This window comes from Paraburkholderia sp. WS6 (assembly GCF_030464835.1).
Lineage (GTDB): Bacteria > Pseudomonadota > Gammaproteobacteria > Burkholderiales > Burkholderiaceae > Paraburkholderia > Paraburkholderia madseniana.
Genome location: NZ_JALQCK010000013.1, coordinates 60,064 through 82,197, shown reverse-complemented (window position 1 = coordinate 82,197; position 22,134 = coordinate 60,064). Strand labels below are relative to the sequence as shown.

General features: G+C 61.5%; 18 protein-coding genes. 15 read left to right on the top strand and 3 right to left on the bottom strand.

Going from position 1 to position 22,134, the window contains the following annotated elements:
- Positions 1-56: 56 nt before the first annotated feature.
- From M0D64_RS17615 to M0D64_RS17585, 7 genes are all read left to right on the top strand, one after another.
- Positions 57-773: a MotA/TolQ/ExbB proton channel family protein gene (locus M0D64_RS17615; RefSeq protein WP_154558096.1), complete on the top strand. Its 717-nt coding sequence runs from the start codon at positions 57-59 to the stop codon at positions 771-773.
- A gap of 28 nt (positions 774-801) precedes the next feature.
- Positions 802-1,239, top strand: coding sequence for a biopolymer transporter ExbD (locus tag M0D64_RS17610; RefSeq protein ID WP_154558095.1), 438 nt, complete (start codon positions 802-804; stop codon positions 1,237-1,239).
- A gap of 219 nt (positions 1,240-1,458) precedes the next feature.
- Complete coding sequence (leuS, locus tag M0D64_RS17605) at positions 1,459-4,053, top strand: leucine--tRNA ligase (protein ID WP_266258672.1); 2,595 nt, start codon at positions 1,459-1,461, stop codon at positions 4,051-4,053.
- Between the two features lie 91 nt (positions 4,054-4,144).
- Positions 4,145-4,696 carry an LPS assembly lipoprotein LptE gene (gene lptE / locus M0D64_RS17600; protein WP_266258671.1) on the top strand — a complete coding sequence of 184 codons (552 nt, stop codon included), beginning with the start codon at positions 4,145-4,147 and terminating at the stop codon, positions 4,694-4,696.
- Between the two features lie 84 nt (positions 4,697-4,780).
- Entirely contained in the window at positions 4,781-5,902 is a 1,122-nt protein-coding gene (holA, locus tag M0D64_RS17595; RefSeq protein WP_154558093.1) for a DNA polymerase III subunit delta, read from the top strand.
- A 126-nt stretch (positions 5,903-6,028) separates the two neighbouring features.
- Positions 6,029-7,300 carry a glutamate-5-semialdehyde dehydrogenase gene (locus tag M0D64_RS17590; RefSeq protein WP_266258670.1) on the top strand — a complete coding sequence of 424 codons (1,272 nt, stop codon included), beginning with the start codon at positions 6,029-6,031 and terminating at the stop codon, positions 7,298-7,300.
- A gap of 115 nt (positions 7,301-7,415) precedes the next feature.
- Positions 7,416-7,832, top strand: coding sequence for a CopD family protein (locus M0D64_RS17585; RefSeq protein WP_168795207.1), 417 nt, complete (start codon positions 7,416-7,418; stop codon positions 7,830-7,832).
- A 196-nt stretch (positions 7,833-8,028) separates the two neighbouring features.
- On the opposite strand, the gene M0D64_RS17580 is transcribed toward M0D64_RS17585, so the two are convergent.
- A complete protein-coding gene (locus M0D64_RS17580) occupies positions 8,029-8,454 on the bottom strand; it encodes a nuclear transport factor 2 family protein (protein ID WP_266258669.1) in 426 nt (141 codons plus the stop codon).
- Positions 8,455-9,048: 594 nt separating this feature from the next.
- Between M0D64_RS17580 and M0D64_RS17575 the strand changes: the two genes are divergently transcribed.
- On the top strand, positions 9,049-10,803 hold the full coding sequence (locus tag M0D64_RS17575) for a YadA-like family protein (protein WP_266258668.1): 1,755 nt from the start codon (positions 9,049-9,051) through the stop codon (positions 10,801-10,803).
- 126 nt (positions 10,804-10,929) lie between these two features.
- On the opposite strand, the gene M0D64_RS17570 is transcribed toward M0D64_RS17575, so the two are convergent.
- Positions 10,930-11,775: a MurR/RpiR family transcriptional regulator gene (locus tag M0D64_RS17570; RefSeq protein WP_266258667.1), complete on the bottom strand. Its 846-nt coding sequence runs from the start codon at positions 11,773-11,775 to the stop codon at positions 10,930-10,932.
- Positions 11,776-12,066: 291 nt separating this feature from the next.
- Here M0D64_RS17570 and edd point away from each other — a divergent pair, with 291 nt between their 5' ends.
- From edd to M0D64_RS17550, 4 genes are all read left to right on the top strand, one after another.
- Positions 12,067-13,983, top strand: a complete 1,917-nt coding sequence (gene edd, locus M0D64_RS17565) for a phosphogluconate dehydratase (RefSeq protein WP_154558088.1) — start codon at positions 12,067-12,069, stop codon at positions 13,981-13,983.
- A 2-nt stretch (positions 13,984-13,985) separates the two neighbouring features.
- Complete coding sequence (eda, locus tag M0D64_RS17560) at positions 13,986-14,627, top strand: bifunctional 4-hydroxy-2-oxoglutarate aldolase/2-dehydro-3-deoxy-phosphogluconate aldolase (RefSeq protein ID WP_054034506.1); 642 nt, start codon at positions 13,986-13,988, stop codon at positions 14,625-14,627.
- A 253-nt stretch (positions 14,628-14,880) separates the two neighbouring features.
- Positions 14,881-16,266, top strand: a complete 1,386-nt coding sequence (locus M0D64_RS17555; protein ID WP_266258666.1) for a GntP family permease — start codon at positions 14,881-14,883, stop codon at positions 16,264-16,266.
- A gap of 10 nt (positions 16,267-16,276) precedes the next feature.
- Positions 16,277-16,780, top strand: coding sequence for a gluconokinase (locus M0D64_RS17550; RefSeq protein ID WP_266258665.1), 504 nt, complete (start codon positions 16,277-16,279; stop codon positions 16,778-16,780).
- Positions 16,781-16,875: 95 nt separating this feature from the next.
- Here the strand turns inward: M0D64_RS17550 and purB are convergent, their stop codons facing one another.
- A complete protein-coding gene (purB, locus tag M0D64_RS17545) occupies positions 16,876-18,264 on the bottom strand; it encodes an adenylosuccinate lyase (RefSeq protein ID WP_054034504.1) in 1,389 nt (462 codons plus the stop codon).
- A 223-nt stretch (positions 18,265-18,487) separates the two neighbouring features.
- On the opposite strand from purB, the gene M0D64_RS17540 reads away from it, so the two are divergent.
- From M0D64_RS17540 to M0D64_RS17530, 3 genes are all read left to right on the top strand, one after another.
- On the top strand, positions 18,488-19,450 hold the full coding sequence (locus M0D64_RS17540) for a LysR family transcriptional regulator (protein WP_266258664.1): 963 nt from the start codon (positions 18,488-18,490) through the stop codon (positions 19,448-19,450).
- 138 nt (positions 19,451-19,588) lie between these two features.
- Positions 19,589-20,902, top strand: a complete 1,314-nt coding sequence (locus tag M0D64_RS17535) for a Glu/Leu/Phe/Val dehydrogenase (protein WP_054034502.1) — start codon at positions 19,589-19,591, stop codon at positions 20,900-20,902.
- A 265-nt stretch (positions 20,903-21,167) separates the two neighbouring features.
- Positions 21,168-22,061, top strand: a complete 894-nt coding sequence (locus M0D64_RS17530) for a glutamate/aspartate ABC transporter substrate-binding protein (protein WP_154558084.1) — start codon at positions 21,168-21,170, stop codon at positions 22,059-22,061.
- Positions 22,062-22,134: the final 73 nt, after the last annotated feature.

Genomic DNA, 22,134 nt, shown 5'->3' with positions numbered 1-22,134 from the left:
GGGCCTGTGCAGGGTCCCGTTACGCCCCTGTAATCACTTTCCGATAGCGAGGTCAGATGGCAGGCAGCAGCGGCATCATCCACTACCTGGAAACCAGCGACGCGATCACGCATGGCGTCGCGTATGTGCTGCTGGCTATGTCGATTGCGAGCTGGTGCTTTCTGATCGTCAAAAGCTGGATCCTTACCCGCGCCAAACGTCAGGCCACGCCGGCGATTGCGCAGTTCTGGCAGGCGTCGACGTTGTCGGACGGCGTCGCGGCAATGAGGCGCGTGGACCGCGAGCGCGTCTTCACGCCGCTCGCCGAGGCCGCGTTGCATGCCGCCGAAGTGGACATTCCTGGCGTACTGCTTGCCCGCGTCGAACGCGGCGAGCGGGTGTTGAGAGCGCTGCGTCAGGCGCTCAACGCGTCGCAGCGGCGGCTCGAGTTCGGCCAGGTGCTGCTGGCCTCGGTAGGTAGCACGGCGCCGTTCGTCGGCCTGCTCGGCACAGTTTGGGGTATCTATCACGCGCTCGGCAGCATCGCGGCGAGCGGTCAGGCGCAGATCGAAAACGTCGCGGGTCCGGTCGGCGAGGCGCTGATCATGACGGCTTTCGGCCTCGTGGTCGCGATTCCGGCGGTGCTCGCCTATAACGTGCTTGGGCGGATGGTGCGGCAGTTGTCGGAGGAACTCGACGGCTTCGCGCACGATCTGCACGCCTATGTGTGCGCACCGGCGGATCAGCCCCGGCCTCAGCCGCAGCAAGCCCAGGCCCGGACCCCAACCCACTAAGCGCAGCGCTCAGGCAGAAGGAGGCGACATGGCATTCGGCGGACTCGAAAAGAAGCAGACGGCTGCGCCGATGGCCGAGATCAACATGACGCCGTTGATCGACGTGATGCTCGTGCTGCTGGTGATTTTTATCATTACCGCGCCTTTATTCACGCATGCGATCCGGCTCGATTTGCCCAAAGTCGCGGCCGCGCCCGCGCGGCAAACGCCGCAAACCATTTCTCTTTCAATCGATGCCGCCGGCAAGCTGTACTGGAACGGCAGCGTCATTACGCTGCAGCAGATGCGCGCGCAATTCATGGCAGCGGGCAAAGCGGCGCAGACCGACCAGCCGGAGATCCACCTGAGCGCCGAGCGCTCGACGCGCTACGAAGTGATCGCGCAGGTGATGGGCGCGGCGCAGCAGGCCGGGCTCGAGCGGATCGGTTTCGTGACGGATCCGCCGCCGCCGGGCGCTAAACCCTAGCGGCGTTATCGGGCGGCGCCGCGCCCGGCGGGCCATGCCGCTAAACATGCCGCCGCTCCTGCGCCTGCGAGGCCGCCCCGCGCGCCACGCCACGCGGCGCACCCGTCCGCGGACGGTATAATCAGCCCTTTCCCCCGCAGAAGGGGAAACGACGCCATTTCATCCAGCAGAGCACCAGGCCCGGTGCGAAAGCACCGAACCCAGCGATTCCATCACACCATGCACGAAAAATACGTTCCCTCCGACGTCGAAGCCGCCGCGCAAGGGCAATGGCGCGCCATCGACGCGTACAAGACGTCGGAAACCACTGATAAGCCCAAGTTCTATTGCGTCTCGATGCTGCCGTACCCGTCGGGCAAGCTGCACATGGGGCACGTGCGGAACTACACGATCAACGACGTGATGTACCGCTATCTGCGGATGAACGGCTACAACGTGCTGATGCCGATGGGTTGGGACGCGTTCGGCATGCCGGCGGAAAACGCCGCGATGGCGAACAACGTGCCGCCGGCGAAGTGGACCTACGACAACATCGCTTACATGAAGAAGCAGATGCAGTCGATGGGCCTCGCGATCGACTGGTCGCGCGAAGTCGCAACCTGCAGCCCCGATTACTACAAGTGGAACCAGTGGCTGTTCCTGAAGATGCTCGAAAAGGGTATCGCGTACAAGAAAACCGGCACCGTTAACTGGGACCCGGTCGATCAGACCGTGCTCGCCAACGAGCAGGTGATCGACGGCCGCGGCTGGCGTTCGGGCGCGCTGATCGAAAAGCGCGAAATCCCGATGTACTACATGCGCATCACGCAGTACGCGGATGAGCTGCTGAACGACCTCGAAGGCCTCGGCTGGCCCGAGCGCGTAAAGATCATGCAGCAGAACTGGATCGGCAAGAGCTTCGGCGTGAACTTCGGTTTCCCGTATCAAATCGACGGCGAACAGAAGCTGCTGCGCGTGTTCACCACGCGCGCCGACACGATCATGGGCGTGACCTTCTGCGCGGTCGCAGCCGAGCATCCGCTCGCCACGCGTCTCGCGCAAGACAAGCCGGAACTGCAGGCCTTCATCGAAGAATGCAAGCGCGGCGGCGTCGCTGAAGCCGACATGGCGACGATGGAAAAGAAGGGCATGGCCACCGGCTTTTACGTCACGCATCCGCTGACGCAGGAACAGGTCGAAGTGTGGATCGGCAACTACGTGCTGATGAGCTACGGCGAAGGCGCGGTGATGGGCGTGCCTTCACACGACGAGCGCGACTTCGCGTTCGCAAAGAAATACGACCTGCCGATCAAGCAGGTGATCGCCATTGAAGGCAAGGAATATTCGACTGAAGCCTGGCAGGAATGGTACGGCGAGAAGGACGGCGGCGTTTGCATCAACAGCGGCAAGTACGACGGCCTGGACTACACGCAGGCGGTCGACGCGATCGCCGCCGATCTGAAAGAACTCGGCCTCGGCGACAAACAGATCACGTGGCGTCTGCGTGACTGGGGCGTGTCGCGCCAGCGTTACTGGGGCACGCCGATTCCGATCATCCACTGCCCGACCTGCGGCGACGTGCCGGTGCCGGAAAAAGATCTGCCGGTGGTGTTGCCGGAAGACCTCGTGCCGGACGGCACGGGCAATCCGCTCGCGAAGTCCGAAGCGTTTGTGAACTGCACCTGCCCGACCTGCGGCGGCGCGGCCAAGCGCGAAACCGACACGATGGACACCTTCGTCGATTCGTCCTGGTACTTCTACCGCTATGCGGCGCCGGACGCGAAGACCATGGTCGACGAGCGCACCGATTACTGGGCGCCGATGGACCAGTACATCGGCGGCATCGAGCACGCGATTCTGCACCTTTTGTACTCGCGCTTCTGGGCGAAGGTGATGCGCGACATGGGCTTGATCGAGTTCGGCGAGCCGGCCAAGAACCTGCTGACGCAGGGCATGGTGCTCAACGAAACTTACTACCGCGAAAACGAAGCGGGTAAGAAGACCTGGTACAACCCGGCTGACGTCACCGTCTCGTTCGACGACAAAGGCCGCCCGGTCGGCGCCGTGCTGAACGCGGACGGCCAGCCGGTGGTGCTCGGCGGCGTCGAGAAGATGTCGAAGTCGAAGAACAACGGTGTTGATCCGCAATTGTTGATCGATCAACACGGCGCGGACACCGCGCGCCTGTTTGTGATGTTCGCCGCACCACCCGAGCAGCAGCTCGAATGGTCCGGTTCGGGCGTGGAAGGCGCGAGCCGTTTCCTGCGCCGCGTGTGGAGCTTTGGTCACGCGAACGAAGCAGCGCTGCGCGCCGGCGGCAAGTTCGACGTCGCGCAACTCGGCGAAGTCGACAAGGTGCTGCGCCGCGAGATCTACAGCGTGCTGAAGCAGGCCGACTTCGACTACCAGCGTTTGCAATACAACACGGTGGTGTCGGCGGCGATGAAGATGCTCAACGCGCTCGACAGCGCGAAGGGCGCGCAACCGGCCGTGCTGCGCGAGACGTACAGCGTGATGCTGCGCGTGCTGTATCCGGTCGTGCCGCATCAGACGTTCCAGTTGTGGCAGGAACTCGGTTACGCCGACGAATTCGGCTCGCTGCTCGACGCAGCATGGCCGAAGGTTGACGAACAGGCGCTCGAACAGGCCGAAATCGAACTCGTGCTGCAGGTGAACGGGAAGGTGCGCGGTGCGCTCACGGTGTCGAAAGATGCGACACGTGAAGCGATCGAACAGCTCGCCGCCGCGCATGATGCGGTCGGGAAGTTCAGCGAAGGCAAGGCACCGAAGAAGATCGTCGTGGTGCCGGGCCGTCTCGTGAACGTCGTCGTTTGAAAGCCCACCGAAACATGACAGCAGGCAAGACGCCGCCGCTCATGGCGGCGCTTGTCCGCGCTGCGGAATCTACTGCGAACCAGGAGCCAATGTGACTCGCAGATCGTTATTGACGCTGGTGTGCGGCGTGCTGATGTTGTCCGCCTGCGGCTTCCAGTTGCGCGGCCAGCAGGACTACGCATTCAAACGACTCTTTATCTCCGGCGGTTCGGCAGCGGCCGGCGCGCGGCTCACGCGTATCGTGCAGGGCGGCAGCGACACGGTGGTGGTCACTTCGGTCGCGAATGCCGACGCAACGCTGCAGATCACTGAAGGCCGCGGCCTCAGTACGCTCACGCTGAACTCGCTCGGTGTCGTCGAAGAGTATGCGATGAATCTCTCGATGACCTACACGCTGGTCGGCAAGGACGGCACGGTGCTGATTCCGTCGAGCGTGATCGCGCTAAACCGCGCGATGACTTACAGCGACCAGTTCTCGCAGGCCAAGGCTGCTGAAGCCGACATTCTGTACGCGGACATGGAGAACGACGCGATCGACCAGTTGACGCGCCGTCTGTCGCTGGTGCGTTCGCTGCATCCGGAGCCGGGTCAGCAGGTGCCGGCGGTTGCGCCGCGCGCGCCGTTGCCGCCGCCGCCGCTGTGAGCGGTGTGCTGTGTCTTTGTTTAGTGTGCTGTACATGCTCATGTACTCGCTCACGTACTCGTTTAACCTCGCCGATCGGTAGCCATGCAACTGCGACTTGACGCGCTCGAAACGCATCTCGCGAAGGGACTCGCCGGACTGTACGTCGTGTACGGCGACGAGCACCTGCTCGCGCAGGAAGCGTGCGACCGGATTCGTGCGACGGCGCGTGCAGCCGGTTTTACCGACCGCTCGGTGTTCACCGTCGAGCGCGGCTTCGACTGGAGTTCGCTGCTTGGCGCGAGTCAATCGATGTCGCTGTTCGGCGACCGTCAACTGGTCGAATTGCGCATTCCGTCGGGCAAGCCCGGCAAGGAAGGAGCGGATGCGCTGAAGGCGCTCGCTGCCGCCGTGAATGACGACGTGTTGACGATGATCACGCTGCCGCGATTGGACGCCGCCACGCAAAAGTCTGCATGGTTCACCGCGCTGTCTGAGGCTGGCGTCGCGCTGAAAATCGATCCGGTCGAGCGCGCACAGTTGCCGAATTGGGTCGGTCAGCGACTCGCGGCTCAGGGCCAGCGGGTTGCCGCTGGTGAAGAAGGGCGGCGCGCGTTGGCGTTCATCGCCGAGCGCGTGGAAGGTAATCTGCTGGCAGCGCATCAGGAAATTCAGAAGCTGGGGCTGCTGTATCCGGCCGGTTCGTTGAGTTTTGAACAGATTCAGGACGCTGTGCTGAACGTCGCCCGTTATGACGTTTTCAAGCTGAACGAGGCGATGCTCGCCGGTGACGTTGGCCGTCTGGCGCGCATGCTCGACGGGCTGCGCGGAGAAGGCGAGGCAGCAGTGCTTGTGCTGTGGGCGGTGGTCGAAGAAGTGCGCACGTTGCTACGGATCAAGCGTGGTGTAGCGGCCGGCAAGCCGCTCGCGATGCTGGTGCGCGAGAACCGCGTCTGGGGTCCGCGCGAACGGCTGATCGGCCCGGCGCTGTCGCGCGTCACCGAGGGTGCGCTCGAAAAGGCGCTCGCTTTGGCCGCGCGGCTGGATCGGCAGGTGAAGGGGTTGTCCGGCGGTACGCCAGGCAATCATCGCAACGATCCACCGCCCGATCCGTGGGACGGCCTGTTCGAACTGGCGATGACGGTCGCCTCGCCGGCAAAAGCGGCGCCAGTGCCGCCGCCACGACCTCGCTCAGCGGGTGCCGCACCTGCTCGCAGGCCGGCCTGATCAGGCCCCGCCGGCACGGCTTGTGGCGGCGAGCAAAGCTCCGCCACCCGACTTACAATCGTTTGATCTTTCGCTAATTCTGCCTGTCCGCCGCACCTCGACGTGCGCGGCGCTATGAGACTCACCATGGATATCGACCAGTACATGACCGACCTCGGCCGCCGCGCCCGCCACGCATCGCGTGCGATGGCGCGGGCGTCGACGGCGGCGAAGAACGCCGCGCTTACGGCTGTCGCTCAAGCAATCGAACGCGATGCCGCGTTGCTGAAGGATGCCAATGCGCGTGACGTTGCCCGTGCACGCGAGAAAGGGCTCGACGCTGCGTTCATCGACCGTTTGACGCTCTCGGACAAGGCGCTCGGGACGATGGTCGAAGGCTTGCGGCAAGTCGCCGCGCTGGCCGATCCGATTGGCGAGATCAGCAATCTGAAGTATCGGCCGAGCGGGATTCAGGTTGGTCAGATGCGCGTGCCGCTCGGTGTGATCGGCATCATCTACGAATCGCGCCCGAACGTAACGATCGACGCGGCCGCGCTGTGTCTGAAGTCGGGCAATGCGACGATTCTGCGCGGCGGGTCGGAAGCGTTGGAGTGCAACACGGCGTTGGCCAAGCTGATTGGTGAAGGGCTGGAAGCCGCCGGTTTGCCGCAGGACGCGGTTCAAGTCGTGGCCACATCGGACCGTGCCGCGGTCGGCAAGCTGATCACGATGACCGAATACGTCGACGTAATCGTGCCGCGTGGCGGCAAGAGCCTGATCGAGCGGCTGATGAACGAAGCGCGCGTGCCGATGATCAAGCACCTCGACGGCATCTGCCATGTGTATGTCGACGATCGCGCGGATGTGGCGAAGGCGTTGACCGTCTGCGATAACGCCAAGACGCACCGCTACGGCACCTGCAACACGATGGAAACGCTGCTGGTGGCGCGTGGCATTGCGGCTGAAGTGCTGCCGCCTTTGGGCAAGCTGTATCGCGACAAGGAAGTCGAACTACGTGTGGACGCGGCAGCGCGCGCGGTGTTGTCGGACGCAGGCGTGGGCCCGCTCGTCGATGCCACCGAAGAAGACTGGCGCACCGAATATCTCGCACCGGTGCTGGCGATCAAGGTGGTGGACGACCTCGACGCGGCCATCGACCACATCAACACCTACAGCTCGCAGCACACTGACGCGATCGTCACCGAAGACCATGACCGCGCGATGCGCTTTCTGCGCGAAGTCGACTCGGCGAGCGTGATGGTCAACGCGTCGACGCGCTTTGCCGATGGCTTTGAATTTGGTTTGGGTGCGGAGATCGGCATCTCGAACGACAAGCTGCATGCGCGTGGGCCGGTGGGGCTGGAAGGGCTGACGTCGCTGAAATACATTGTGCTGGGGCACGGCGAAGGCCGGCAATAACGCGGTTCGCTGCTCGACGCGCTAGCGCCATCTCTCGGATGGACACACGCTTTCCGTTCAGTGCGCTGGCGGCCCCCACTCATTTCCACGCTGACAAGCAGTACGAGGACCGCTGATGCTTTGGGTAAAGACGTTTCACATCGTTCTGATTGCTTCCTGGTTTGCCGGCCTGTTCTATCTGCCGCGCATCTTCGTCAATCTGGCGATGGAGACGGAACCCGCTGCCACGGCGCGCCTTTTGACGATGGCGCGCAAGCTGTTTCGCTTCATGACGTTTATCGCGGTGCCGGCGCTCGCTTGCGGTCTGTGGCTGTGGCTCGTGATCGGCATCGGACGCGGGCAGGGCTGGATTCACGCAAAGGTCGGTGTGGTGGTGTTGCTGATCATTTACCACGCGTATTGCGGCGTGCTGTTGCGGACATTCGAGCGTGGCGAGAATCGCCGCTCGGACAAGTGGTATCGGATGTTCAATGAGCTGCCTGTGCTGGGGATGCTGGCGGCGGTCGCGTTGGTGGTTATCAAACCGTTTTGACGCATTACCTCAAGGTCTGACGTTTCCAGGCGCCATAGAAAAGGGGCGGTTTGCCGAATCGGCAAACCGCCCCTTTATCACATCAGGATTCCTCTCGACGGGGAGCGCTGCGGCTTCCAGCGCTTCCATATTGCGCGATGCTGCCCGGTGGACACGGCTGGGCTGATCTGCTTTCGCTCAGCCGGCATGCTTGCGCTTATCGGCGAGTTAATTGTGATGACACTGCACGCCAGTCGCCTGCTTTGCGTACGAATACATCGGTGAACGAATAGTCCACCGCTTGAGCATCAGCGGCCGGCTTGAAACGATTGATGCCGGTGACGACGGCCGTGCCGCCGTTCACGTGCACGTCAATATCCATCAAGGTTTGCGATGAGCCCGGGGCCGGCGGCGACGCGAGGAGGAGATCGGACTTGCTACGGCGCGCGCCGTTGGCCAACGTCTCGACGAAAGAATCGTCGAACAGTTTCTCAAGTGTGACGCGATCATTGTTCGAAACCGCGGTGACCCATGTCTGTTCCATTGCTTTCAAAGTTATCTCATCCTGATTCGCCGCGAATGCGGGGGACCCAAGAAGGCAAAACAACAGCGCGGTGACGACAAGCTGGAAGAAGATTTTCATGTCGATATACCTCAATAAGTTAGTAAATAAATTCTTTGCTGGTGAGATTTGTATGTCAGGCAACATTTAATATTTTAGTATTTTCACGAATATTAGAAATAAGAAAATTCTTGATTTCCCATCTTCACTCCCCTGCGCTAATTAGCGCAGGCGGCTGCAGTTCCGGTTCTCCGCTTATCCCGGGAGCAGTCGCGCGGTGCTCCACGATCACCGTTCCTGTGATTCAAAAATTAGGAATTTTCCTAGTCTAAATTTTGAAAATTCTTGAACGCAGGGCGTGAATTCATCACGACCTGTTCCTCAATCGCTGGTCCCGCACGGTCCTGGTCTTATGAGGTGTGGCTGGAATTGAGAAAAAACACGGCGTTGCCGTAGGAATTCTGTAGTGTGCTTTCGGAATTTAAGAATACTCTTATTAAAAAATGAAGATCGTCATTTTATATTTGGATCATCAGCCGATGCGTTAATGAGATGGTCCGACATTTATTGTGTGCCAATTATTCATTCCTTCGGTGACCGACTGACATGCGTGTAAGGCCCTGATTGGCCGCTCCGCAACACAGATCCAGTTACTTACTTCATAAAGATTTAATCGTGAACAAGTCATACAAGACGGTTTGGAATGAAACTACCGGAACCTACGTCGCTGCGCCCGAAGTGGCGAAGAGCAGGGGGAAGGCGAGCAAGAGCAAGAAGGCGCTTATGGTCGCGATGTCGTTGGCCGGGGTGGGGATCGGTGTGTCGATGGATGCGAATGCGGGTGGCCTGGACGGCGGCAGCGTGGCCTTGTCGAGGCAGGAAGCCATTGGTACCGGGGCACAGGTGACGGCCACCACCGATGGTGGCAATGGTGTCGCCATCGGATATAACGCGACCTCGTCCGGAGCATATGCGATTGCTATTGGCGGGACGTCCCTCGCTGCGGGCATGCAGAGCACTGCCGTGGGCGTTTTTGCCAACGTCGCGGAAGGTACCGTGAATGGTGTTGCGCTCGGTTTCAATGCATCAGTTACTGGGAATGGGGCTATGGCGTTGGGCGCACAGTCGCAAGCGTCAGGCTTCAGTGGGGTTGCAGTGGGCTCGTTTGCGTCGGCTTCGGTGGCGAACGCGGTGTCGTATGACAGCGCGGCACACAACCAGGTGACGTTGGGCGGTTCGGCCAGCGCGCCGAAGGTGAAGCTGACCAATTTGCAGGACGGTGAACTGTCGGCGACGAGTTCAGACGCGGTGACTGGCGCGCAGTTGTGGAACACCAACCAGCAAGTCGCTAACCTGAACCAGGCGGTGCAGAACCAGCAGTCGACCGGCAGCAGCGCGCTGGCGATCGACACATCCGGCGCTCCGGCCGCTACGGCAACCGGCAGCGGAGCGATCGCGATGGGTGGTGGCGCTCAGGCAAATGGAGACAACTCGGTGGCACTCGGCGCAGGCTCGGTGGCTGATCAGGCGAACACCGTATCGGTGGGTTCGCCGGGCAACGAGCGCCGTATCACGAACGTTGCTGACGGCCAAGGCCCGACGGACGCCGTGAACATGCGTCAGTTCCAGCAGGGTATGGGCTCGGTCGCACGTAACGCTTATAGCGGTGTTGCAGCCGCTACCGCGTTGACGATGATTCCGGAAGTCGATCCGGGCAAGACGCTCGCAGTCGGCATTGCCGGGGGCAACTACAAGGGCTATCAGGCCGTGGCACTGGGCGCGTCGGCGCGTATTACCGCGAACCTGAAGCTGAGCAATCTGCAGGACGGCGAATTGTCGGCGACCAGCACTGACGCGGTGACCGGCGCCCAGTTGTCGAGTACCAATCAGAACCTGGCCGATTTGACTCAATCGGTAAAGTCGGCCATGTCGGTAAACACGGCGGGCCTGCCTGCGCCCACATCGTCGGGCACCAATGCAGTCGCGTTCGGCGGTGGAGCGCAAGCAAGCGGCGATAATTCGGTGGCCATCGGTGCGGGGTCGGTGGCCGATCAGGCGAACACCTTCTCTGTGGGTTCGCAAGGCAACGAGCGCCGTATCGTGAACGTGGCGAATGGTACGCAAGGGACCGACGCGGTGAACGTGAACCAGTTGAACGAGGCGAAGACGCAGGCGAAGAACTACACCGACAAAATCGCGAAGAACGCGTATGCCGGCGTAGCTGCGGCGATGGCCATGCCCAACATGACGCCCTCAGGTCCCGGCAAGACGGTCGTTGCGGCGGGTGGTGGCACGTACAAGGGCGCATCGGCAGGAGCGGTGGGCGTCACCTATCGCTCGCAAACGGGCCACTGGCTCGCGAACGGTGCGGTCTCCGTGACGTCGACGGGCGATGCGGGCGCGCGCGCTCAGGTTGGCTACGAGTTCTGATCGACGGTTTTCGATAGCGTACGGTAGTTGAACGGAAATCCCCGGTAGCCGGAAGGCTGGCGGGGATTTTTGCTGTTCGCCCAGCATGGACGCACTCTTATCGCCATGATCTCGTTGCTTTTATCGTTATGAGCGTGGATCGATCCTTCGGCGGTTGATCACTTCCTTCGCCTGCGCCAGCTTCTCGACCAGCTCTGGTCCGCGGCTCAATGCCACCCCCACCGCCAGAATATCGCCGATCGCCAGATGCGACACGCGCGAGGTCATCGGCGAAAAGATATCCGTATCTTCATCGACGTTCGCAAACAGCCCTACCGTGGCGAGCCGCGCGAGTGGCGAATTACCGTGCGTGATCGCGATCACCTTCGCGCCGCTTGCCAGCGCCGACTTCACCGCATCGACGATATCGCGCGTACGCCCGGTATTCGAAATCGCCACGACCACATCGCCCTCACCCAGCAGCGTTGCCGACATCAGAAACGTATGCGGATCCGAATACGCGACGCTCGGCATACCCAAGCGAAAAAACTTGTGCTGCACATCCAGCGCAGCAATGCCCGAGCCTCCCGCGCCGTAAAACTCGATGCGCCGCGCCTGCGCCAGCAGCGCGATCGCCGCGGCCACGCTGTCCGATGACAGATTGTTGCGCACCTGGATCAGCGCACCAATAGTCCGGTCGAGTACCTTCGCGGCGACACCCGGCGTCGGCTCGTCCGGCCGCACGTCGCGATAGACGACGGGCACTTCCGCGGCGATGCCTTGCGCCAGCCGGATCTTGAACTCGCGAAAGCCCGAAAACCCTAGCGCGTGACAAAACCGCGCGATGGTCGGCTGGCTGACACCCGCGCGCGCGGCCACCTCGGTCATCGAGAGATCGAGCACTTCGCGCGGCGCTTCGATCACGTAATCGGCCAGCTTGCGTTCGGACGGACGCAACTGGTCGCGCATCGCTTCCACCTGGGACAGCATCATCGGAAAACTCGCACTATGCTGAAGAATGCGTGGACTATATCTGATTGCAGGAAAAGGTACAAAAACTACATATCGGGTAGTAGGTATATTCCCTGGGTTTTGCCCTATACGTGGCCAAGGTAAAGCCAGTAAGGCGTTCAGGCTATTCAAAAATGTCGCGGCGCAACAGTAGTCGTGATTGCGATCGTGTAGTTTTTCTACTAACATTGCGACGTCGACTGTTTCGACATCCCCGCGATACCTGCCTGGCATAGTGCGCCTACGCCTCACGCCAGCGAAGAAGGAGCTCCGATGGTTTCCCCGCATTCGCAATTGTTGAAGGTCACGCAACGCGTGGTCGAGCGCAGCAAGCCCACTCGCGAGGCGTATCTGGCCCGTATCGAGCACGCTCAGGGCAAATTCCCGGCGCGCGGCGCGCTCTCGTGCGCCAATCTGGCTCACGGCTTTGCTGGTCTTGAAGGCCACGACAAGCTCGTCATCAAGCAGATTCGCCAGCCGAACATCGGCATCGTGTCCTCGTACAACGAGATGCTGTCCGCGCACGCGCCGTACAAAAACTACCCGGACATCATCAAGGAAGCCGCGCGTGAAAACGGCGGCGTCGCGCAATTCGCGGGCGGCGTGCCGGCCATGTGCGACGGTGTCACGCAAGGCAATGCGGGCATGGAACTGTCGCTGTTCTCGCGCGAAGTGATCGCGATGAGCACGGCGGTTGCTCTCACGCACAACATGTTCGACGCAGCGCTGTGCCTCGGCATTTGCGACAAGATCGTGCCGGGCCTGCTGATCGGCGCACTGCAATTCGGCCATCTGCCGACGATTTTCGTGCCGGCCGGCCCGATGGGCAGCGGCCTGTCGAACGACGACAAAGCCAAGACACGCCAGCTATTCGCCACCGGCCAATGCGGCCGCGACGCGCTGCTCGAAGCAGAAGCCGCCGCGTACCACAGCCACGGCACCTGCACGTTCTACGGCACCGCAAACAGCAACCAGATGCTGATGGAAGTGATGGGCCTGCATCTGCCGAGTTCGGCGTTTGTGCACCCGCATACGCCGCTGCGCGACGCATTGACCGCACAGGCCGCGCGCCGCGTGCTCGACTTGACGGTGGATCGCGGCAACTACATGCCGATCGGCCACGTGGTCGACGAGAAAGCCATCGTCAACGGCATCGTCGCGTTGCTGGCGACAGGCGGTTCGACCAATCACACGCTGCACCTCGTCGCGATCGCGCGCGCGGCCGGCATCGTGATCGACTGGGACGACTTCGACACGCTGTCGCAAGCCGTGCCGCTGCTCGCCAAGATTTACCCGAACGGTAAGGCCGACGTGAACCACTTCCACGCTGCGGGCGGTGTCGCGTTCCTGGTCCGCAATCTGCTGGAAGGCGGCTTGCTCCATGAAGACGTGAACACCGTCGCCGGCAAGGGTCTCCATCACTACACCGAAGAACCGAAGCTGCTCGACGGCAAGCTGCAATGGGTGCCGGGCACGGAAAAGAGCGAAGACACGGCGGTGCTGCGCGGCATCAAGGAACCGTTCCAGCCGGACGGCGGCTTGCGTCTGATGCAGGGCAAACTCGGCCGCGGCGTGATCAAGATTTCGGCAGTCGCAGCGCAGCATCGCAAGGTGAAGGCGCCGGCGATCGTGTTCGATTCGCAGGAAGCCGTGCAGGCCGCGTTCGACAACGGCGAGCTCAAGCGTGATTTCATCGCCGTGGTGCGTTTCCAGGGCGCACGCGCAAATGGCATGCCCGAGTTGCATCGTTTGACGCCGTTGCTCGGTGTGTTGCAGGATCAAGGTTTCCACGTTGCACTGGTCACCGACGGCCGCATGTCCGGCGCGTCGGGCAAAGTGCCGGCGGTGATTCACCTGTCGCCGGAAGCCTTGCTGCAAGGCCCGATCGGCAAAGTCCGCACCGGCGACATGCTGGTGATCGATGCAGACGCAGGCGTGCTCGACATCGAAATCGATGCAGCCGAATGGGCGGCGCGGCCGGAAGCATTGCCGCAGCATCAGGCGGAAAACGAAGTCGGCTTCGGTCGCGAACTGTTCGGCGTATTCCGTGCGGCGGCAGCGCCGGCAGAGCAGGGCGCCTCGGTGTTCGGTCCGATGGTGGGCGAACGCGGCGCGCAGCACGGCGAACACAAGAAAGCACACACAAGCACCACTCAAGCCAGCCACGAGCTGCAGAAACAAGGAGTCTGACTATGACGGCGAAAACAGTAAGCGATATCGTGCGCCTCGGCCCGGTGATTCCGGTGCTCGCGTTCGACTCAGTCGAACAGGGCGAAAACGTGTCGCGCGCGCTGCATGCGGGCGGCGTGAAGGTGCTCGAAATCACGCTGCGCACGGCTGCGGGACTCGGAGCGATCGAACGCGCGAGCCAGCTGTCCGAAGACATCGTGGTTGGAGTCGGTACGATCACGAAGCCCGAGCATTGTTTTCAGGCGAAGAAAGCGGGCGCGCAATTCGGCGTGTCGCCAGGTCTGACGAAAGACATGCACAAGGCGGCGCAAGATGCGGGTTTGCCGCTGCTGCCGGGTGTCATGACGCCGAGCGACATTATTGCGGCGCTCGAACTCGGCTATGAAATCGTCAAGTTCTTCCCTGCACAGCAAGCCGGCGGTATCCCGATGCTGCAGGCGTTTTACGGCCCGTTCCCGACGTTGAAATTCTGCCCGACCGGCGGCATCACGGCCGAAAGCGCCATCAATTTCCTCGCCCAACCGAATGTGGTGTGCGTGGGCGGATCGTGGTTGACCCCGAAGGCTGCACTTGCCGCGCAGAATTGGGATGAAGTCACGCGTCTCGCACGTGCGGCCAGCGAGCTGGCCGCGCCTGCACATTGAGTTGAAACGGCGCGTTTTCTAATCCGGTAATCAGGTCCTACACAAAGGAGCCTCGTCGAAACAGCCTGTCAGGCTGTCGCGCCGAGGCTCCTTTGTGATATGCGTGCCGGATTCACGCGCTTTTAAAGACAACAAACAGTAAAATTCAGCGTCCGCGCGGCTTGCCGGGTTTTCAGGCACTGCTTGAGGTCGCCGTGAGACAGGTGCCAGCCGTGTTCCGCACCAACAATCAATAACGCAAAGGAGGAGCTTCATGGAAGCTGTCCACGGCAGCATGCTGCTGGTCTTCGCGGTGATCGCCATCGCACTTCTGATCCTGCTGATCACCCGCTACAAGGTTTACCCGTTCCTCGTCCTGATCATCGTTTCGCTGCTGCTGGGTCTCGCATCCGGCATGCCGATCGGCACGATCGTCAAATCGTTCGAAACCGGCAACGGCAATACGCTCGGCCACATCGCGGTCGTGGTCGGCCTCGGCACCATGCTCGGCAAAATGATGGCCGAATCCGGCGGCGCGGAGCGCATCGCGACCACGCTGATCGAATGGTTCGGTGAGAAGAACATTCACTGGGCGATGATGGTCGTGGCGATCATCGTCGGCTTGCCGGTGTTTTTCGAAGTCGGTTTCGTGCTGCTGATTCCGATTGCGTTCAACGTTGCCAAACGTACCAACAAGTCGTTGCTGCTGGTCGGCTTGCCGATGGTCGCGGGTCTGTCCGTCGTGCACGGTCTGATTCCGCCGCACCCAGCCGCGATGCTCGCGGTGCAGGCGTATCACGCCGACATCGGCAAGACGATTGCGTACGGTCTGATCGTAGGCGTGCCGACGGCGATCGTCGCCGGTCCGCTGTTCGCGCTGCTGATCAGCCGCTACATCAAGCTGCCGGAGAACAATCCGCTCGCCGCGCAATTCCTCGGCCACGGTGACGACGCGCAAAACAACGCGAAGAGCGCGGCGCCGAAGCGCGAATTGCCGAGCTTTGGTGTCACGTTGTTCACGATCCTCTTGCCGGTGATTCTGATGCTGATCGGCAGCTGGGCCGACCTCGTCACCACGCCGAAGACCTTGCCGAACGATCTGCTGCACTTCGTCGGCAATTCGGACGTAGCATTGTTGATCGCCGTGCTGGTCAGCTTCTGGACCTTCGGTGCGAGCCGCGGCTTCAGTCGTGAACAGATCCAGAAGTTCTGTGGCGAATGTCTCGCACCGATCGCGGGTATCACGCTGATCGTTGGCGCGGGCGGTGGTTTTGGGCGCGTGCTGATGGATAGCGGCATTTCGAAGGAAATCGTCACCGTTGCGACGGCCATGCATCTGTCGCCGCTGCTGTTCGGCTGGCTTGTGGCCGCGCTGATTCGTCTGGCCACGGGTTCGGCGACGGTCGCCATGACGACCGCTTGCGGCATCGTCGCGCCGATCACAGCGGCCAGCGGCGTGCAGGTCACGCCGGAATTGCTGGTGCTCGCCACCGGTTCGGGTTCGCTGATTTTCTCGCACGTCAACGACGGCGGTTTCTGGCTGATCAAGGAATACTTCGGTATGACGGTGGGGCAGACCTTCAAGACATGGTCGCTCCTCGAAACCATCATTTCGCTGATGGGCTTGGGTTTGACTTTCGCGCTCGCGACGGTCGTGTAAGGAGTTTTTGATGATTTTGATCGCAATGGGCGTGTCGGGCGCCGGCAAGACGAAGATTGGCGAAATGCTGGCGGAACGCCTGCATTGCGCGTTCACCGACGGCGACGCGTTTCACAGCGCCGCCAACAAGGAGAAAATGCACCACGGCATTCCGCTTACGGACGAAGACCGTTGGCCGTGGTTGCAAACCATCCGTGCGGCGATCGAGGAAAAGCAGAGGGCGGGCGAGAAGGCGGTGTTCACGTGTTCGTCGCTGAAACGCTCGTACCGCGATGTTCTGCGCGGCGGTAGCAGCGGTGATAAGGACGTGTGCTTCGTCTATCTGAAGGGTTCGTTCGAGGTGCTGCGCGGGCGATTGACCACGCGCATCGGTCACTTCTTCGATCCGTCGCTGTTGCAAAGCCAGCTCGATACGCTCGAAGAGCCGGGCCCGGATGAGGCGATTACGGTGAGCATCGAATTGTCGCCGGAAGAGATCGTCGAAGAGGTGTTGAAGCAGATGACCTCGCGCTGAGGCTTTAGGCTTACTGACGTCGCAGGATGAAAAAAAGGCGCTCACGTTTGTGAGCGCCTTTTTTATGGTCGAAGCTGCGAGGTAATGACTCGGCCTTAAGCGATCCGCTTCGCCAGTTCGACTGCCTTGCCGATATACGAGCCCGGCGTCATGGCGAGCAAACGGTCCTTCGCATCTTGCGGAATCGCGAGACCGGTCACGAACGTTTGCAGCGCTTCACGCGTGATGCCCTTGCCGCGCGTCAGTTCCTTCAACTGCTCATACGGGTTCTCGATGCCGTAACGACGCATCACCGTTTGTACCGGCTCGGCCAGCACTTCCCAGCAGTTGTCGAGGTCTTCGTTCAGACGCTGTGCATTCACTTCGAGTTTGTCCAGACCGCGGATCAGCGAGTCGTACGCGAGCAGCGAGTAGCCGAACGCGACGCCCATATTGCGCAGCACCGTCGAGTCGGTCAGGTCGCGCTGCCAGCGCGAAATCGGCAGCTTGTCGGCGAGGTGGCGCAGGGTGGCGTTGGCGAGACCCAGATTGCCTTCCGAGTTCTCGAAGTCGATCGGATTGACCTTGTGCGGCATCGTCGACGAACCGATTTCGCCGGCCTTCGTGCGCTGCTTGAAGTAGCCGACCGAGATGTAGCCCCACACGTCGCGGTCCAGATCCAGCAGGATCGTATTGGCGCGCGATACGGCGTCGAACAGTTCGGCCATGTAGTCGTGCGGTTCGATCTGAATCGTGTACGGATTGAACGTGAGTTTCAGGCGCTGTTCGACCACTTCGCGCGAGAACGCTTCCCAGTCGAATTCCGGATACGCGGACAGGTGCGCATTGAAGTTGCCGACCGCGCCGTTCATCTTGCCCAGCAGCTCGACCTTGGCGATACGGTCGATCGCGCGTTCCAGACGTGCGGCGACGTTGGCGATTTCCTTGCCGAGCGTGGTCGGGCTGGCCGGCTGGCCGTGCGTGCGCGACAGCATCGGCTGTTCGGCTTGCGCGTGGGCCAGCGCAACGAGGCGCTGATGCACCGAGCGGAGTGCCGGCAGAATCACGTGTTCACGCGCGCCGGCGAGCATCAGGCCGTGCGACGTGTTGTTGATATCTTCCGAGGTGCAGGCGAAGTGAATGAACTCGCTCGCGCGTTCCAGTTCTTCCTGACCCTTGACCGATTCCTTCAGCCAGTACTCGACCGCTTTCACGTCGTGATTCGTCACACGTTCGATATCCTTGATGCGCGCGGCGTCGTGCGCGGTGAAGCGCTCGGCCAGTTGCAGCAGGAATTGTTCGGCGGCTTCGGAAAAGCGCGGCACTTCGGCGAAACCGGCGTGCGAGAGCGCGATCAGCCAGTGAATTTCAACCGTCACGCGATTGCGCATGAAAGCGGCTTCCGAAAGCCAGTCGCGCAGGGCTTCGGTCTTCGAGGCGTAACGGCCGTCGAGCGGGGAGAGCGCGTTCAGCGCGAACAGGGTGTCGGGGCGGGTGTCGGACATGATGGGGGCGTGAGCGCTCAGAAGGCGGATCGGGAACGGAGGGAACCGCGAATTTTACCACTGTGCGGCGTGCTGGCCGAAGTTGGGGCGATCGCCTTGTGAACCGGGCCGGCACGCCATGGCGGCGTCCGTCTGCCGTTACCCGGATGTGGTCTAGGCGGAACCTGCGCGAGCCGCGCCGCTAGAATGCTGACTTCTCTCTCCCGCTGGTAGCAGGCCCCGCATGGAACTGAAATGGCTCGAAGACTTCGTTTCGCTGGCGGAAACGCGTAGTTTCAGCCGCTCGGCCGAATCTCGTCACGTCACGCAGCCAGCGTTTTCGCGGCGGATTCAGGCGCTGGAAGCGTGGCTGGGCACGGAACTGATCGATCGTTCGGTTTACCCGACGCGGCTGACGGCAGCAGGTCAGGTGTTCTACGAGCAGGCGCTCGCGATGCTGTCGCAGTTCCACGAGGCGCGTGCCTTGCTGCGCGGGCACACGGCGACGCCGCAGGCCACCATCGAGTTCGCGGTACCGCACACGCTGTCGCTCACGTACTTCCCGCGCTGGCTGCAGCGCATCGAAGCGCAAATGGGACCGATCCATACCCGGCTGCGGGCGTTGAACGTGCACGATGCGGCTCTGGCGCTGGTGGAGGGCGGCTGCGATCTGATGATGGCCTATCACCATCCGAGCCATCCAATCGCGCTCGATCCGGCGCGCTACGACATGCTCACGCTCGGCAACGAGCCGATCAGCCCGTTCTCCGCGCCGGGCCGCGCCGGCCGGGCGCGTCACACGTTGCCGGGCAGCCCCGAGGCGCCCACGCCCTATCTGTCCTACACGCCGAACGCGTATCTGGGCCGCATGACCGAGGTGATCCTCGCCAACGCGCCGGAGCGTCTGTATCTCGACCGTTTGTACGAAACCGACATGGCCGAGGGGCTCAAGGCCATGGCGCTGGCCGGCCACGGCATCGCCTTCCTGCCACACAGCGCCGTAGAAGACGCAGTCGCCGACGGCAAGCTGATCCGGCTCGACCGCGCGACCCGTGGCACGCCTGAGGGGCAACTCACGCTGACCATGGAGATCCGGCTCTATCGCGACAAGCTCGTAGCGAAGACCGACGATGCGCGGCAGATACTCGTGCGGCAACTGTGGGATGTGGTGTCCGAGGAGATCGCCCAACGCGCAAGCGCTGCCTGAGAACCTGCGTCCCCACGACGCGAATTTGCAGCTTCTTAACGGTTATGCAAAAAAAACATAATCGGATAATGAAACGGCATTGGATTTCAAAACGGCGTTTTTCGACAATGCTGTCACTCGATCAACGCCGGAGCGTTCATGTCATCCCAGCAACAAGCAGCACAATCCGCGTCAACGTTGCAGTCTGTTCCTTCCTACCTGAATAAAGACGACCTCGGCCCGTGGGGCAACTACCTGCGTCAGGTCGACCGCGTCGCGCCGTACCTCGGCTCGCTGTCCCGCTGGCTCGAAACCCTGAAGCGCCCGAAGCGCATTCTGATCGTCGATGTGCCTATCGAACTCGATAACGGCACGGTCGCGCACTTCGAGGGCTATCGCGTGCAGCACAACGTGTCGCGCGGTCCGGGCAAGGGCGGCGTGCGTTATCACCAGGACGTGACGTTGTCGGAAGTGATGGCGCTGTCGGCGTGGATGTCGGTGAAGAATGCTGCTGTGAACGTGCCGTACGGCGGTGCGAAGGGTGGTATCCGTGTCGATCCGCGTACGCTGTCGCGTGGCGAGCTGGAGCGCGTGACGCGCCGCTACACGAGTGAAATCGGCATCATCATCGGACCGAATACCGACATCCCCGCGCCGGACGTGAACACGAACGAGCAGATCATGGCGTGGATGATGGACACGTACTCGATGAACCAGGGCCAAACGGCTACGGGCGTCGTGACGGGCAAGCCGATCGCGCTGGGTGGTTCGCTGGGCCGCCGTGAAGCGACGGGCCGTGGCGTGTTCGTGGTGGCTTCCGAAGCTGCACGCCGTATCGGTGTGGATATCGAAGGCGCGCGGATTGCCGTTCAAGGTTTCGGTAACGTGGGCGGTATCGCCGCACGTCTGTTCCAGGAAGCGGGCTCGAAGCTGGTCGCAGTGCAGGATCACACCGGCTCGCTGTACAAGTCGACTGGTATCGATGCTGTTGCGCTGGCGGATTACGTGGCGAAGAACGGCGGCGTGGGCGGTTTCCCGGAAGCCGATGCAGTCACGAACGAAGAATTCTGGACGGTCGAATCGGACATCCTGATTCCGGCCGCGCTGGAAAACCAGATCACCGAAAAGAACGCCGGCAAGATCAAGACGAAGATCGTCGTGGAAGGCGCCAACGGCCCGACCACCACGGCAGCGGACGACATTTTGCACGACCGTGGCATTCTCGTGATTCCGGACGTCGTGGCCAACGCCGGCGGCGTGACGGTGTCGTACTTCGAGTGGGTGCAGGACTTCTCGAGCTTCTTCTGGACGGAAGACGAGATCAACCAGCGTCTCGAGCGCGTAATGCGTGAAGCATTTGCCGCAGTGTGGCAAGTGTCGAGCGAACAGAAGGTCTCCGTGCGGACCGCGGCGTTTATCGTCGCGTGTAAGCGGATACTGGAAGCGCGCGAATTGCGCGGCCTGTATCCCTGATCGGCTGGCATGACACGGCGGCCCGCCACCTCGCGGGCCGCTGCGAATCCTTGCTTTGACGTGGTCCACAAGACCGCGTGTTTCACCCGGCGGGCGGCATCCTATCGATGCCGCCCGCCTTTGCGTGTCCGCCGCGTTTGAATTGACGGGTTAAGCTGCTGTAATCCCGCCGCGGCGCGCGTGCGCAACAAACATGGTTTATAGCCATACTTTCAGAATAATTACTTTGCTAAACTGGCGCCGGTTCTTGCCAAGGAGATCACAAATGAAGGTTAAAAAAGCTGCGCTGCTGCTCGCGACTCTCGGACTGTTTACGGTTGGCGCGCATGCGCAAGACGCTGGTACGCTGAAAAAGATCAAGGACACGGGCGTCATTTCGCTGGGTCACCGCGAATCGTCGATCCCGTTTTCGTATTACGACGACAAGCAGAATGTCATCGGCTACTCGCAGGAATTCGCGCTGAAGGTGGTGGATGCGGTCAAGGCAAAGCTGAATATGCCAAACCTGAAGGTCAAGCTCACGCCCGTTACGTCGCAAAACCGTATTCCGTTGGTGCAAAACGGCACCGTCGACATGGAATGCGGCTCCACCACGAATAACACCGAGCGCCAGCAACAGGCTGCGTTCTCGAACACGATCTTCGTGATCGGCACGCGCCTGATGACCAAGAAAGACTCCGGCATCAAGGACTTCGCTGACCTGAAGGGCAAGACGGTCGTCACGACCGCCGGCACCACCTCTGAGCGCCTGCTTCGCAAGATGAATCAGGACAAGAGCATGGGCATGAACATCATCAGCGCGAAAGACCACGGCGAGTCGTTCCTGACGCTCTCCACCGGCCGTGCTGCCGCGTTCATGATGGACGACGCGCTGCTGGCAGGCGAACGCGCCAAGTCGAACAACCCAGGCGATTTCGTGATTGTCGGCACGCCGCAATCGCATGAAGCGTACGGCTGCATGATTCGCAAGAACGATCCGGAATTCAAGAAGGTCGTCGACGACGCGATCGCGAAGGTCGAAACCTCGGGCGAAGCCGACCAGATCTACAAGAAGTGGTTCGAATCGCCGATTCCGCCGAAGGGCCTGAACCTGGCCTTCCCGGAAAGCGACGACATCAAGGCGCTCTACAAGAGCCCGAATGACAAGGCAATCGATTAAACCTTAGCTGTTTTTTTGAAACGCTGAACGAAACGGAAGGGGCCACGCGCTTCTTCCGTTTCTTTTTGCTGGA